The 16,681-nt window shown below is 36.3% G+C and carries 11 protein-coding genes; 1 reads left to right on the top strand and 10 read right to left on the bottom strand.

Annotated elements, in window-relative coordinates; all coding sequences use genetic code 11:
- Window positions 1-120: 120 nt before the first annotated feature.
- From B5X55_RS05955 to B5X55_RS05990, 8 genes are all read right to left on the bottom strand, one after another.
- Window positions 121-1,953 carry a cytochrome c oxidase subunit I gene (locus B5X55_RS05955; protein WP_079511701.1) on the bottom strand — a complete coding sequence of 611 codons (1,833 nt, stop codon included), beginning with the start codon at window positions 1,951-1,953 and terminating at the stop codon, window positions 121-123.
- A 63-nt stretch (window positions 1,954-2,016) separates the two neighbouring features.
- A complete protein-coding gene (locus B5X55_RS05960) occupies window positions 2,017-3,120 on the bottom strand; it encodes a cytochrome c oxidase subunit II (protein WP_079511702.1) in 1,104 nt (367 codons plus the stop codon).
- A gap of 32 nt (window positions 3,121-3,152) precedes the next feature.
- Window positions 3,153-4,487, bottom strand: coding sequence for a quinol:cytochrome C oxidoreductase (locus B5X55_RS05965; protein ID WP_079511703.1), 1,335 nt, complete (start codon window positions 4,485-4,487; stop codon window positions 3,153-3,155).
- Window positions 4,488-4,502: 15 nt separating this feature from the next.
- Window positions 4,503-5,063, bottom strand: a complete 561-nt coding sequence (locus B5X55_RS05970; protein ID WP_079511704.1) for a c-type cytochrome — start codon at window positions 5,061-5,063, stop codon at window positions 4,503-4,505.
- Window positions 5,064-5,065: 2 nt separating this feature from the next.
- On the bottom strand, window positions 5,066-5,596 hold the full coding sequence (locus B5X55_RS05975) for a DUF3341 domain-containing protein (RefSeq protein ID WP_079511705.1): 531 nt from the start codon (window positions 5,594-5,596) through the stop codon (window positions 5,066-5,068).
- A gap of 2 nt (window positions 5,597-5,598) precedes the next feature.
- Window positions 5,599-7,344, bottom strand: coding sequence for a helix-hairpin-helix domain-containing protein (gene nrfD / locus B5X55_RS05980; RefSeq protein ID WP_079511706.1), 1,746 nt, complete (start codon window positions 7,342-7,344; stop codon window positions 5,599-5,601).
- A 32-nt stretch (window positions 7,345-7,376) separates the two neighbouring features.
- On the bottom strand, window positions 7,377-10,496 hold the full coding sequence (locus tag B5X55_RS05985) for a TAT-variant-translocated molybdopterin oxidoreductase (protein WP_079511707.1): 3,120 nt from the start codon (window positions 10,494-10,496) through the stop codon (window positions 7,377-7,379).
- Between the two features lie 35 nt (window positions 10,497-10,531).
- Window positions 10,532-11,902 (bottom strand): c-type cytochrome, encoded by a 1,371-nt coding sequence (locus B5X55_RS05990; RefSeq protein WP_079511708.1) that lies wholly within the window; start codon window positions 11,900-11,902, stop codon window positions 10,532-10,534.
- A 231-nt stretch (window positions 11,903-12,133) separates the two neighbouring features.
- Here B5X55_RS05990 and B5X55_RS05995 point away from each other — a divergent pair, with 231 nt between their 5' ends.
- Window positions 12,134-12,505 (top strand): SPOR domain-containing protein, encoded by a 372-nt coding sequence (locus tag B5X55_RS05995; protein ID WP_079511709.1) that lies wholly within the window; start codon window positions 12,134-12,136, stop codon window positions 12,503-12,505.
- Window positions 12,506-12,560: 55 nt separating this feature from the next.
- On the opposite strand, the gene infB is transcribed toward B5X55_RS05995, so the two are convergent.
- Window positions 12,561-15,404 (bottom strand): translation initiation factor IF-2, encoded by a 2,844-nt coding sequence (gene infB / locus B5X55_RS06000; protein WP_079511710.1) that lies wholly within the window; start codon window positions 15,402-15,404, stop codon window positions 12,561-12,563.
- A gap of 42 nt (window positions 15,405-15,446) precedes the next feature.
- Window positions 15,447-16,679, bottom strand: coding sequence for a transcription termination factor NusA (gene nusA / locus B5X55_RS06005; protein WP_079511711.1), 1,233 nt, complete (start codon window positions 16,677-16,679; stop codon window positions 15,447-15,449).
- Window positions 16,680-16,681: the final 2 nt, after the last annotated feature.

Consider the following 16,681-nt stretch of genomic DNA (forward strand, 5'->3'; position numbering starts at 1 on the left):
ATTTAAAAAAATGAAGATATTGCTTTTTATGTAATCTAAAAACAACTTAGCAATATCTTAAGAGGTTAGCAAAAAAAAACCCAACTTATATCAGTTGAGTTTTTTACTAATTTTTATTTTCTAATGACTCATTTCCTCTTCATCTTTTTGCAGTGGAATGTTTTGGGGAACGAAATCCTGACCTGGAATTATATATTCACCATTTTCATCAACTTTACTATAATCATAAGACCATCTGTGAACCTCAGGTATCGCACCATCCCAGTTACCATGAATATGCTTTTGTTCTGCTGTCCATTCCAATGTATTAGATTTCCAAGGATTCTTTGGTCCAACCTTACCATAGAAAACACTATAGATAAAATTAGCAACGAAAACTAATTGAGCAGCTCCAGCAATGATAGCGAATACAGTCATTAATACTTGTATATCTGTAAGCTCGTCAAACATTGGGAAAGCGGTATTTTCATAATATCTTCTTGGTACACCTGCCATACCAACAAAGTGCATTGGAAAAAATACACCATAAGCACATATTGCCGTAACCCAAAAGTGTACATAACCCAAATTCTTATTTAGCATTTTTCCTTCAAACATTACTGGAAACCAATGATACACACCGGCAAACAAACCATAAAGTGCAGAGATACCCATTACTAAATGAAAGTGTGCAATTACAAAATAGGTGTCATGAACATTGATATCTAATGTACTATCCCCTAAAATAATACCTGTTAAACCACCTGTAATAAAAGTGGATACAAAACCAATAGAGAATAACATCGCTGGATTTAATTGCAAATTACCTTTCCAAAGTGTGGTAATCCAATTAAATGCCTTTACCGCTGATGGTATTGCAATTAATAAGGTTGTAAAAGTAAATACAGACCCTAAAAATGGATTCATTCCCGAAATAAACATGTGGTGACCCCAAACAATGGTTGATAGAAAGGCAATTGCCAATATAGAAGCAATCATTGCTCGGTAACCAAATATTGGTTTACGTGAACTAGTTGCCATAATCTCAGACACTAATCCCATAGCTGGTAAAATCACAATATATACTTCTGGGTGCCCTAAGAACCAAAACAAATGCTCAAATAATACTGGTGAACCACCTTGATAATGTAAGACTTCACCTTGAATAAATATATCAGAAAGGAAGAAAGAAGTACCAAAACCTCTATCCATAATCAACAATAACGCTGCAGATAATAAAACAGGGAAGGAAACTACACCAATAATCGCTGTTACAAAGAAAGCCCAAATTGTTAATGGCAGTCTAGTCATAGACATCCCTTTAGTTCTAAGGTTAATAACAGTAACTATATAGTTCAAAGAACCTAATAAAGAAGAAGCAATGAAAATAGCCATAGATGTTAACCACAGAGTCATACCCATACCAGAACCTGATTGAGCCATAGGCAAAGCGCTTAAAGGTGGATATATGGTCCAACCCGCAGCTGCAGGACCAGCTTCGACAAATAATGAAATAACCATTATAACAGCGGAAACAAAAAACAACCAAAATGAAACCATGTTAAGGAAACCAGATGCCATATCTCGTGCCCCAATTTGCAATGGAATCAACAGATTACTAAAAGTACCACTTAAACCCGCAGTTAAAACAAAAAAGACCATTATGGTTCCATGCATCGTAACTAAACCCAAATAAATATCTGCGTCCATAACACCACCTGGAGCCCATTTACCAAGAATAGATTCAAAAATAGCGAAAGACTCTCCTGGCCAAGCTAATTGCATTCTAAACAATAATGACATCGCTATACCTATAAAACCCATTACCAATACACCCGTTATAAGGTATTGTTTAGCAATCATTTTATGGTCTTGACTAAAGATATACTTTGTTACAAAAGTTTCTTTATGATGATGATGTCCATGATCGTCATGTGCGTGATCATCTACATGTGCATGTGCTGTTGCTGACATAATCGTAATCTTTATTTTTATTAATTTTCTTATTATAGCCTTTTCTATTCGAGTAATATAAAATTACTCCTCTACTGGTACAGATTCTACCGTATTAAAAGCGGATTGTGAATCATCTTTCATTACTGTTTCAGCAAAGGTTGCTTGACCTTTCATCCACTCATTATAATCCTCCTCAGATTCTACTATAATTTTCATTTGCATGTTATAATGAGATTTTCCACAAATCTTATTACAAAGTAAAATATAGTCAAACTCCCATGGATCAATAACTTCTCCAGTACTAGCAGATTTTTCAGCACGAATTTTATTTGTTCTTTTTACTTTATCTACAACATCTGGATTTAATCTCATCTCTTCCGTTGTGAATATTGGTGTAAAAGAAAATTCGGTTATCATACCAGGAACGCAGTTCATTTGCGCTCTAAAATGAGGCATGTAAGCAGAATGCAAAACATCTTGCGAACGCATTTTAAAGTTTACTTTCCTACCAACTGGTAGGTGAAGTTCCTTAACTATAACGTCATCATGAGCATAAGAATCTGCTTCATCTAAACCAAGAACATTTGCCTTATCTATATCAATCATTCTTACGTTAGCACCACCTAAAACATTATCACCACCGCCATATCGAGCTGTCCAGTTAAATTGTTGGGCATAGAGCTCAACAATTAAAGGGTCATCATCATCATTGACATCCATTATAGTTGTCCATGTATAAAGTCCCCATAAAATTAGACCCGCTAAAACGATAACTGGTATAATGGTCCAGATAAATTCTAAACGATCATTATCAGCATAAAATAATGCTTTCTGACCCTTTTTACCACTATACTTATAACCAAAATAATGCAATAAAGCTTGAGTTAAAGTTTGAACAATAAAGATAATTACCATAGAAACCAACATCAAATAATCATATTCCTCACCGTGGGCAGAACCCGCTTCTGGTAATAAGAATTTTCCATATTTCCAAAAACTGAAAATGGTTATTCCATATATGAAAACTAAAAATGCGAATAACATATAACCGTTATTCTTATTGTCGCTATCTGTAGCTATTTGGTGCTGGGTAGTTTTAAGCTGTGATAATTCGAATATTTTAGTCAACTGCCAAATGGCAATCGCTACAAGAACAAGAACAGCTAAAGTCAATAATGTCGTCATCGTATATATAAATGTTATACTTTACTTATCTATTAATAATGAAAGTGTCTACTTTCCTCAATAAACGGGTTTCTCTTAGGTTGCAAGGGAGCAGTTGAAAGCGCTCTAAAAATCCAGAATATGAATAATCCTGCAAAAAATAATACTGAACCAATTTCAGGAATTCCAATATACCAGTTCTTACCAACTGTTGATGGCATAATAGCATTGAATATATCCATATAATGTCCAGCAAGGATTACTATTCCTGTTAAAATAACGAACCAATTAATTCTCTTATAATCACTATTCATCAATAAAAGAACAGGGAACAAAAAGTTCATAGCTACCATACCAAAGAAAGGCAACCTATAATCTGCAATTCTAGTTATATAATACGTCACTTCTTCAGGTATATTAGAATACCATATAAGCATGAACTGTGAGAACCATAGATATGTCCAGAAAATACTAATACCGAACATAAATTTTGCTAAATCATGAATGTGACTATTATTAACGTCTGGCAAATAACCCTTCGATTTCAAGTAGATAGTTACCATTGCTATAACAGTGATACCAGATACGAACATACTTGCAAAAATGTACCAACCAAATAACGTACTAAACCAATGTGGTTCAACACTCATTATCCAATCCCAAGACATTATAGATTCAGATATCAAGTAGAATACAAGGAAACCAGCAGAAATTCTAAAGTTTAATTTAAAATTTGAGTTATCATCAGACTCATCTTGTGCTAATGACAATTTTCTTGAATACTCTCTATAACCTATCCACCCAGCCAAAAATATCGCAGCTCTAATCAAGAAAAAAGTAGGATTTAAGTATCCTGATTTACCTTGCAATAAAGCATCATGTGCAACTACATCAGCATCCATCCAGATGAATAAGTGATTCATATGTAATACCGAAAGTAGAAGTATAACAAAAACAATAATTCCTCCAGGAACCAAATAAGATGTTATTCCTTCCATCACTCTAAAGAGTAATGGTGACCAACCTGCTTGCGCAGCACGTTGTATAGCATAAAAGGCTAAAACACCCAACGATATCATCATAAAAAAGAATGCCGCTACATATAGTGCAGCCCAAGGCCTATTTTTTAATTGATCTAATAGATGTTGATCATGAGAAGAATCATGTTCTTCACCATGAGTATCAGCAACGGCATGATCATTTTCTTTTGGTGCATGTGCAGCTTCTGTTTCATGTGCATCACCATGACCTTCGTCATGACTTGCTACCATGGCCTTTGCCTCTGCTATAGTTCCAGGAGCCATAACAAATCCGCCAATGATTCCTAATGCACCTACAATCATTAGAACAATGGAAGCTATTTTAAGTCTATTTGAAAACGTATACATAGTATTGTTTACCTATTATTTGGTTAAATCTTGTTTCAATTGCATTACATACTCCGATACTTGCCACATCTCTTCTGTATTCATTTGAGAAGCGTAAGAACCCATAGAATTTAATCCATAATGGATTGTATAATATGTAGTACCTACTGTTAGATTCCTAACTGGATCAGCATAACTTGGAACACCCAATATCTTTTCTCTCTTTACCAAGGTACCTTTACCATCACCTTTATCACCGTGACATATTGCACAATAAATTGAATACAATTGGCCACCTTTTGTTAAGTTTTCATCAACATTAATAGAATCTAATGGACTTCCTTGCAATCTAGCCAACTCTTTTCCTTCAGGTGAATTTTCTATTTCGTAAGGCAACCACCCTCTGTTTATAGTATTCGCAGGAGGCAACAAGGCTTCAGATTGATTCGGCAAAAACGCTGCCTCACCATAAGTCTCATAACCAACTGACTCGTACATATTAGGCATATATTGATAATTACGTGACTTATCATTATGACAAGATGTAACCAATACGACTAAAGCAAATAGTATTGCTATGTTTTTAAAACTGTTCATATTTAATGACTGTTTTTTTCTGATACATTAATTTCAACAGCTCCTGTTTCCATTAATAAATCCTTTAATTCCTGCTCATTATCATGGATCTCAATTTCCATTAAAAAATGGTCATCCGTTGTTCTTACATCTGGATTTTCCGCTTCTTTAAAAGGCCATAATCTACTTCTAAGATAAAAAGTAATAACCATTAGGTGAGCTGCGAAAAATACCGTTAATTCAAACATAATCGGTACAAATGCCGGCATGTTCTCGATATAGCTAAAGCTTGGCTTACCACCAATATCTTGAGGCCAATCTTCAATCATGATATAATTCATCATAAGAATTGACACCGCAAGACCAACACAACCGTACATAAAGGATGTAATCGCAATTCTAGTTGGGGCCAATCCCATTGCCTTATCCAATCCATGCACAGGAAAAGGACAATATACTTCGTCAATATGATGTTTCGCTGCTTTTACCTTTTTAACGGCAAGCATAAGTACATCATCATCGTCGTAAAAAGCATGTATAACTTTAGATGCCATATTTATCTTTTGTTATTTAATAATATAGTTGCCTGACCTGCCCAATCATCTCTCTGAGCTCTACCTGGGAACGAACCTGTAATTGAATCTAACAAGTTATATTCACGCTCTGTCATTCTAGCTACTTGGGCAAATGTGTAAATTCCTAATTTATTCAAGGTTGCTTCCATTTGCGGACCAATACCTTTCACCTTTTTCAAGTTATCTGCTTGTTCTGTTGTCGCATCAAATGTACCAACTGCACTTAACAAATCAGATACCCCCACTTTATCATCAACAGGTAGCTTAACCTCACCCATGATAACATCATCAGTAATCGGTTCTTTCGCTACAGTCTTTAAGGTAGAAATTTGATATAAAGGCTTACCAGCATCTCTTAGTTTTTTATATTTTTCACCAGAAGCCTTCAAAATAGACTTTACTTCTGCCTGAGCAATAACAGGGAATGTTCTAGCATATAAAAGAAACAATACAAAGAAGAACCCAATAGTACCAATGAATATACCGATATCTACAAATGTTGGAGAGAACATTGTCCAAGATGATGGTAAGTAATCTCTATGCAAAGAGGTTACGATAATCACAAATCTTTCGAACCACATTCCAATGTTTACAACAATAGAAATAAAGAAAGAGAACATAATACTAGTTCTAAGCTTCTTAAACCACATGAACTGTGGAGAGAATACATTACAAGTCATCATTGACCAATAAGCCCACCAATAAGGTCCGGTAGCTCTATTCAAGAATGCATATTGTTCATATTCAACACCAGAATACCACGCCATGAACAATTCGGTAATGTAGGCACAACCTACAATAGAACCTGTAAGCATGATTACGATGTTCATTAACTCAATATGCTGAATAGTTATATAATTTTCTAAATGACAAACCTTTCTCATTATTATCAATAATGTGTTCACCATTGCGAATCCTGAGAAAATAGCACCAGCAACGAAATAAGGTGGAAAGATTGTTGTATGCCATCCTGGTATAACCGAGGTAGCAAAGTCAAAAGATACAATAGTGTGTACAGATAATACCAATGGCGTTGCTAAACCCGCAAGTACCAATGAAACCTCTTCAAATCGTTGCCAATCTTTCGCACGACCTGTCCATCCAAAACTTAATAAACTATATATTTTTTTCTGAAAAGGCAAAACAGCCCTATCTCTAATCATTGCGAAATCTGGAAGTAAACCTGTCCACCAGAATACCAAAGAAACAGATAGATACGTTGAAATGGCGAATACATCCCAAAGTAATGGTGAATTAAAATTTACCCACAATGAACCAAATTGATTTGGTATAGGTAATACCCAATATGCTAACCAAGGACGACCCATGTGTATAATTGGGAAAAGACCTGCTTGAATAACAGAGAAAATGGTCATTGCTTCAGCAGAACGGTTAATTGCCATTCTCCATTTTTGGCGGAATAATAAAAGAACCGCTGAAATTAATGTACCAGCATGACCAATACCTACCCACCAAACAAAGTTGGTAATATCCCAAGCCCAGTTAACGGTTTTGTTAAGACCCCATGTACCGATACCGGTTGAGACCGTATAAATTATACAACCTATTCCCCAAAGAAATGCCACTAAGGCAATGGAAAAAACTATCCACCAATGCTTATTTGCTCTTCCTTCAACAGGAGCAGCAATATCCACAGTAACATCGTGGTAGCCTTTGTTTCCAATAACTAGGGGTTTTCGTATAGGAGCTTCGTAATGCGACGCCATAGACTTTTGTTATAATTACTTTCTACTATTATTTAAGCTTCGTTGGTGTTTCTAACCTTAACATGGTAAAAAACATTTGGCTGAGTACCTACATGCTCCAATAAATGATACATACGGTCACTCTCCTTTAATTCTGCCACTTTACTCTTCTCATCATTAACATCACCAAATACAATGGCTCCATTACTACAAGCAGAAGAACATGCGGTTTGAAACTCTCCATCTTCAATTACTCGTCCATCTCGTTTGGCATCTAAAATGGTCTTTTGTGTTTTCTGAATACACATAGAACATTTCTCAATAACTCCTCTTGAACGAACATTCACATCTGGGTTCAATACCATTTTACCCAAATCATTATTCATATGAAAATCGAACTCGTCATTGTTATTATACAAGAACCAGTTGAATCTACGTACTTTATAAGGACAGTTGTTTGCACAATATCTTGTACCAACACATCTGTTATAAGCCATTTGATTCTGACCTTGTCTACCATGCGAAGTTGCCGCCACAGGACAAACAGTTTCACAAGGTGCATGATTACAATGCTGACACATTACAGGTTGAAAAGCAACTTGTGGATTTTCTGATGGATCTTCTAATTCACCAAAACCACTCAATGAACCTTTTTCGCCAGTTAAGCCATCAAATTCATCTTTTTTAGTATCATCTTGTTCAAAAGTCTCTTCAGAAGAATAATACCTATCAATACGCAACCAGTGCATATCTCTTGACTTTCTTACCTCTGCCTTACCAACAACAGGAACATTATTTTCAGCATGACATGCTATAACACAAGATCCACATCCCGTACATGCATTTAAATCAATTGACATGTTAAAATGATGACCAATAGAACGATCAAAACTATCCCATAAATCAACTGATGTAGCCGGAACTTCTTGATGGTCTAAAGAAACCATAGGAACTTCGTTCCATTCTGAGTGATCTTTTGTATTGAATATTTCTAAAGTTGTTTCCTTTATAATATCACCTCTACCCATTAGGGTTTTATGCAATTGAATACAAGCAAACTCATGATTACCTGAAACTTTCTCTACACTTACAGATTGATTAGCACTAAAACCATCATACAACATAAAGGCATTTACACCTGTCTGCATATCCTCTTTCAGTCCCACTTTCTTTCCATAACCAAATGATAGACCAACTGAACCTTTCGCTTGACCAGGCTGAACAACTACTGGAACCTGCTCTAGTCTTACACCATTTACTGTAAGTTTAACATAATTACCATCCATACCGCCATTAGCGACATTCACATTCTCAACACCTAACTCAGCAGCATCAGCTTTTGAAATAGTAACATAGTTATCCCAAGAAACTCTAGTTATAGGATCAGGAAATTCTTGAAGCCAAGGGTTACTAGCCTGCTGACCATCACCCATACCTACTTTTGAATACAAAGTAAGCTCCATTCCATCACTAGTTGTATTTACCAAACTACGAATTGCGGAGGCTATTGGCGCTACACCTACAACTTCAGACATATCTTCTGAGGAAATAGCATTTTGAGTGGCACCATCAGTATCAACCACCATGGTTTCAGCACTAAAAACACCGTCTTGCAATGCTTGATTCCAGTTTGCACCGTTCAACACATTTGCAGTCCAAGTTTCTTTTATATACTCATAATACGATTGATCACTTCCTAACAATTCTAATATAACTGTTTGAAACTGCTTCGTATCAAATAATTCTTTTATAGTCGGTTGCATTAAACTGTAATGCCCCTTTTTAATCTGAATATCACCCCAAGATTCTAAATAGTGATTTGTTGCAGCAACATATTGTACAGCTTCAGTAGTTTCGTTCCAATTTGTTGAAAAAGCAACAGTAAGATCTACTTTAGAAAGTCCATCTTTAAAATCTGCTGCATTCGGCAAAGAATACAACGGGTTCACACCATCAATCATCAATGCTCCAATTCTTCCTGCCTTCATATCAGCAACTAAAGAATTTACAGCCTTAACATTACCCTTTCTAATATATTTAGGAGCCGCAACATCAAACGCTTTACTTGATAACATTTCGTTAATCGCCAAAACAACAGTCTGGGCGTTAACATCATCTAAACCAGTTACCACAACAGCATCTGAGCCAGCTTTCTTAATTTCGGCAGCCAACATATCAACAGCTGCATCATATTCTGAAGTGTTACCACCAACAGAAGTACCATTCAATTTACCGTACAACTTAGCCAATACCACTTTTTGCGCACTTGGCTTCATTGCCATACGCTTATCAGCATTAGCACCGGTTAAAGACATATTCGCCTCTAACTGCACATGTCTAGACATTTTTCCTTTCTTAGGAACACGACCCCTAGAATAACCAGAATCGTAACCTCCACCTTGCCAATCTGAAATAAAATCAGCACCAAAAGAAACAATTAAACCTGCTTTTTCGAAATCATAATCCGCTAAAGCACGTTCGCCATACCTGTTCTCAAATGCCGTTAAAGCAGCATCCTCAGAAATCGCATCATAAGTTACATGAACTACATTTTCATTTGCCAACATTAAATCAGCCAACAAACGATCTGTGGATGGACTAGCGTAAGTTTGAGTAAGAAAAGCAATCTTTTTAGAAGAACCCTTAAGTCCGCTCATTTTAGATTTAACTGCAGCCTTCAACACATCCCATTCAACAGGCTCGCCATTTGCCAACGGACCCTGCAATCTAGTACTATCATACAAAGAAAGAACAGAACCCTGAACTCTTGCATTAGCAGAACCGCCAACTTTAGCCAAAGTATTGTTTTCTACTTTGATTGGTCGACCTTCTCGTGTTTTTATTAAAATACTCGCGAAGTCAAAACCATTGGCAATTGTGGTTGCATAAAAATTAGCTACACCAGGAACTATATTTTCTGGAAGCACAACATAAGGTATCGATTTTATAACCGGACCTTCACATGCAGCCAAAGAAGCCGCAGCTGTACTAAAACCTACATACTTCAAGAAATCCCTACGATTTGTATTTGTGGAAGACAAAGTTTCCTTGTCACCCAAGAAATCATCAACAGGAATCTGCTCTACAAATTCGTTCTGTTTTAGCGCCTCAACAATGGAATCGTTAGGATCTAACTCCGCTTCGTTTTTCCAATATTTTTTGTTTGATGCCATACGTATTATCTGTAATTAGCTTCTTTAATTTATTATTAATAATGACACTTTCCACATTCCAGACCACCCAATTGAGCAGCTGTCAAGTTATCTACACCATACTTCTTAGAAAGTTCAGCATGTATTTTTTCGTAATACTCATTACCTTCTACCTTAACATTTGTTTCTCGGTGACAATCTATACACCAACCCATTGTTAATGGAGAATATTGATACATTATTTCCATTTCCTCAACAGGACCGTGACATGTTTGACATTCAACACCAGCAACTGAAACATGCTGTGAATGATTAAAATATGCGAAATCAGGAAGGTTATGAATACGAACCCATTCCACAGGCTGACTTTCGCCAGTGTATTTTTGACCCTCTTCATCCCATCCAACAGCTTTATACAATTTCTTGATTTCTCCTGTATAAAATTCGTTAGTATAACCATTCTCTATATCTTCCTTAGTCGGACCTTCTGGATTACCAACATACTCATAAATAGATTTATGACAATTCATACAAACATTTAAAGAAGGAATTCCTGAATGTTTTGATACCCTAGCTGAAGAGTGACAATACTTACATTCAATCTTATTATCGCCAGCATGAATCTTGTGGGAATAATGAATAGGCTGAATTGGCGCATAACCTTGATCAATACCTACCTGCATCATCCACCCGTAAGCAAAATAAGCACTACCCAACAAAAGGAATATTGAGGTTACCAATACTAAAAATTGATTTTGAGCAAAGGCCTTCCAAATCGGAGTTCTTTTTTCAGCATTTTCCTTTTCAACAACAATACCATTAGCCTGCGCAATACGTTGCAATGTTTTATTAACAAGCAACAACATAATAACAAGCAACCCAAAAACCAATACCAGAGCACCTAAGATAATCTCATTAGACACACCAGCTGAATTTGAGGTCTCGCTAGACCCAGATTTAACCTCACCAGCAGCGGCAGCAGGAGCAACAGGTGCCGGAGCAGCTGTATACGCTAAAATATCATCAATATCACCATCGGATAAAGTTGGAAAAGCAGTCATTGCAGCCTGATTGTATTCCGCATACACCTTATTAGCATAAGCATCACCAGATTTGATTAAACCTGGACTATTTTTTATCCAACGGTACAACCATTCTTTTTCCAATCCTTCATCTTCATTCAATCTACTTTCTACATTTGCTAATGCAGGCCCAGTCATTTTGCGATTCAACGCATGACATGCAGCACAGTTCTGATTGAACAAAGCTTTACCTTTTGCAGCATCACCACCGCCAGCGGCAGCTTCTGTTGCTATTACATCAACAACAGCATCTTGTGCAGTTAATGGACTTGCGAAAAGCAAAAATACAATTAGGGCTAAACCTAAAATTTTAGAAAACTGATTTCGGTATGGAACCTTTTTCATATATCGAATATTTCTATCGGAATCTTGGCATGATTTTGGTCATAGATGAAACCTATTAATATTCATCAAATGCCTAAATCGGAGACAAAAATACGACATAGACTTTATTTGGAAAATGTTAATGTATTTATAATTTACAATTTAGAAATATTCTAAATAAACTCTGATTTATTTGTTTGATCCTTAATAATTTACTTTTGTAATGATTCAAAATAAAACTATATAAAGGTTATGAAAATACTAAGTACAATGGTGCTTTTTGCATGTTTTACTCATTTCAGTTATTCACAAGGCGCTAAAGTGAACATTCAACAAGATCAAAAAATTGATCAATTACTCGAGATATATAAATCTTCATTAAGTAATAACGAATACTATAGGATACAAGTTGGTTTTGGAGACTATGCAAAAGCACAGCGTATAAAAGCAAATGTTGAAGAAGATTTTCCTGATCTACCATCAAAAATTGATTTTGACTCTCCTACCTATCGTGTACGTGTTGGTCGATTCACATCTAAACTAGATGCTGAAAGAAAGTTCAACGAGGTTAGGATTAAATATCCCGACGCAATGTTATTAAAACCAAAAAAATCGACCAATTAGGTCGATTTTTTTTTGAGAATGGTTAAGTCTAGCTTAACCTATATTTTCTAAATTCTTATTTAGATTTCAATTTCTTCTTAACAGCTACTTCTTGGAATGCTTCAACTATATCACCTTCTATGATGTCATTATAGTTTTTAACCTGAAGTCCACAATCGTATCCTTTAGCAACCTCTCTAACATCATCCTTAAATCGTTTTAAAGAAGATAGAGTACCAGTGTATATTACAACGCCGTCACGTATTAATCGAATATTAGAATTTCTGAAGATTTTTCCACTAGTCACCATACAACCAGCAATAGTTCCAATCTTAGAAATCTTAAATGTCTCTCTTATTTCAGCTGTACCAGAAATCTCCTCTTTCATCTCAGGAGACAACATACCTTCCATGGCATCTTTAAGATCGTTAATAGCTGCATATATAATAGAATACATACGGATGTCTATTTCCTCTTTCTCAGCAATTGCCTTAGCATTTCCCATTGGTCTTACATTAAAACCAATAATCACTGCATCGGAAGCAGAAGCTAACAATACGTCTGACTCTGTAATAGGACCAACCGCTTTATGTATAATATTTACTTGAATCTCATCTGTAGACAATTTCTGGAACGAATCAGTCAATGCTTCAACAGAACCATCAACATCACCTTTAAGAATAATGTTAAGTTCTTTAAACTCACCTAACGCGATTCTTCTTCCAATTTCATCAAGTGTAATATGACGTTGCGTTCTTACCGACTGCTCACGTTGTAATTGAGATCTTCGAGAAGCGATTTGCTTAGCCTCACGTTCATCATCTAATACATAGAACTTATCCCCAGCTTGTGAAGCACCATCAAGACCTAATATAGATATTGGTCGAGAAGGACCTACTTCTTTAACTATATTTCCCCTTTCATCTTGCATTGCCTTAATCTTACCACTAGTGGTACCGGCCAATACATAATCACCTATTTTAAGGGTACCCGACTGAACTAAAACCGTAGACACATAACCCTTTCCTTTATCCAAAAAGGCCTCTACAACTGTACCAGATGCACGTTTATCAGGATTCGCCTTAAGCTCTAAAATTTCAGCCTCAAGCAATACTTTTTCTAATAATTCTTTAACACCTAAACCTGTTTTTGCAGAGATATCATGAGATTGAATTTTACCACCCCAATCTTCTACCAACAAATTCATTTGTGCTAAACCTTCCTTAATCTTATCAGGGTTAGCTGTTGATTTATCAATTTTATTTATAGCAAAAACAATTGGCACACCAGCCGCTTGCGCATGACTGATAGCTTCTTTTGTTTGTGGCATAATGTCATCGTCTGCAGCAACTACAATAATAGCGATATCGGTAACTTGAGCACCTCTAGCACGCATAGCTGTAAACGCTTCGTGACCTGGTGTATCTAAGAAAGCTATTCGCTCTCCATTTTCCAAAGTAACCCCATAGGCACCAATATGCTGAGTAATACCTCCGCTTTCACCAGCAATAACATTCTCTTTACGAATGTAATCCAATAACGAAGTTTTACCGTGATCCACGTGACCCATTACAGTTACAATCGGTGCTCTTGGTTTCAAATCTTCAGGAGCATCAGCAATCTCAACTATACTTTCCTCAATATCAGCCGTTACGAAATCAACTTCATAACCAAACTCTTCAGCCACAATAGACAAGGTTTCAGCATCTAAACGCTGATTCATTGTTACCATTATACCCAAAGACATACAAGCCGAAATAATTTCAGTGGTAGAAACACCCATCATAGTAGCAACCTCAGTTGCCGTAACGAACTCAGTAACTTTAAGCACTTTGTTCTCTAATTCTTGTTGTTCAAGATTCTTCTCCGTTTGCTCACGGTGCTGATCTCTTTTGCTTCTTCTATATTTAGCACCTTTACCCTTTTTAGATTTACCTTGAAGTTTTTCTAGGGTTTCACGTACTTGTTTTTGTACATCCTCTTCAGTAGGCTCTACTTTTGCAACAGTTACAAATCGACCTCTACCTTTATTTCGATCTCCAGTATTAGGAGCTGTTCTTGTTTGACCTGGTCCAGAAGGATTCTTTGTAACAATTCTCCTTCTTCTCTTTTTACGATCAATACCCGCTTTATCAGCAGGTTTTCTTTCCTCTTTCTTTTTCTTTGGCTTTTCGAACTTGCTAAGATCAATTTTCTCACCAGCAATTTTAGGGCCAGTAAGCTTTTGATATTGCGTCTCAATAGTCTTAGGTTCATCAGATTCTGCCTTAACCTCTACTTCAGGTTTTTGGGGAGTCACTTTTTTAACCTCTACCTTTTTAGCAACCTCTACTTTAGGCTCCTGAACCTTAGGTTCTACCTTTTTAACTTCTATTTTTTGAACAACAGGGTCTACTTTAGGTTTTTCTTCTACAACCTTAGGGGTTTCTTTAACCTCTATTTTTGCCTCAACCTTCTCCTCTACTTTTGGTTCTTCTTTCGCAGGCTCTACTTTCTCAGGCTCTACTTTCGCAAGTTCTACTTTCGCAGGCTCTTCCTTCTTCTTTTTAGGATTAAGGTCAATTTTACCCACCATTTTAGGCCCAGCAAGCTCTACCTTACCAACCATAACACTTTGTTCAGCCTCGGTATTTCTACGCTCACGTGCCAAGCGACGATCCTCTTGCTCTTTTTCCAATTGAACACGAATTGCCTCTTTCTCCTTACGCTTTTCTTCTCCAACTTCCTTAGATGCAACCTTTTTACTCTTATCCGTTTGAAACTCGTCAAGTAATACTTGATAAACATCGTCGGAAATTTTTGTGGTAGGCCTCGCTTCCACATCATGTCCTTTCCCATTAAGAAAGTCCACTGCCCTATCCAAGGAAATATTAAGTTCACGAAGAACTTTATTAAGCCTTATTTTTGCATTGTCTGCCATAAATACTGATTCCCGTTCTTTTATTTAATCGCTAATATATAGCTAATCTTCTAATTCTTCTTTTAGGATTCGCACAACTTCTAAAATAGTTTCCTCTTCTAAATCTGTACGCTTCACTAAATCAGCAACATCTTGCTCTAAGACGCTTCGAGCTGTATCCATTCCAATCTTCTTGAATTCTTCAATAATCCAAGCATCAATTTCATCAGAGAACTCTGTTAACTCAACATCTTCCTCCACCCCTTCACGGAACACATCTATCTCATAACCAGTTAACTGACCTGCCAATCTAATATTGTGACCTCCTCTACCTATAGCCTTGGAAACCTCCTCTGGCTTCAGGTAAACTTGAGCAGTCTTCTTCTCTTCATTCAATTTCACAGATGAAACTCTCGCAGGACTCAAAGCTCTAGTAACAAATAATTGTGGGTTAGCCGTCCAGTTAATAACATCTATATTCTCATTACCCAATTCACGAACAATACCGTGTATTCTAGAACCTTTCATACCAACACAGGCACCTACTGGATCAATACGATCATCATATGAATCAACAGCTACCTTTGCTTTCTCTCCAGGGATTCTAACTGCCTTCTTTACAGTAATTAAACCATCAAAAACTTCAGGTATTTCTTGGAAGAATAATTGCTCCAAAAATTTAGGTGAACTTCTTGACATTATTATGGTAGGCTTAGCACCTTTCAATTCCACACTTTCTATAATACCTCTAACATTATCTCCTTTACGGAAAAAATCAGATGGTATTTGTCTGTCTTTAGGAAGTATGATTTCATTTCCTTCATCATCTAACAAAATTATAGCCTTATGACGAATATGATGCACTTCTGCAGTATAAATCTCACCTTCTAAATCCTTAAAGTGCTTATAAATAGTTGTATTATCATGCTCATGGATTTTTGAAATAAGGTTTTGACGTAATGCCAAAATAGCCCTTCTCCCTAAATCGATTAATTTCACTTCTTCAGACACATCTTCACCAACTTCAAAATCTGGCTCAATTTTACGAGCTGCAGATAATGAAATCTCCTCATTTGGCTCTTCAACTTCACCATCATTAACAACGATACGGTTACGCCAAATTTCTAAATCCCCTTTATCTGGGTTAATAATGATATCAAAGTTATCATCTGAACCAAACTTCTTCTTAAGTGCATTTCTGAAAACATCTTCCAAAATAGCCATCAATGTTACCCTGTCTATGAACTTATCGTCCTTAAACTCTGAGAAAGATTCAATTAACGCAATATTTTCCATTG

It is taken from the genome of Maribacter arcticus, assembly GCF_900167935.1.
In the GTDB taxonomy this organism is placed as follows: Bacteria; Bacteroidota; Bacteroidia; order Flavobacteriales; family Flavobacteriaceae; genus Maribacter; species Maribacter arcticus.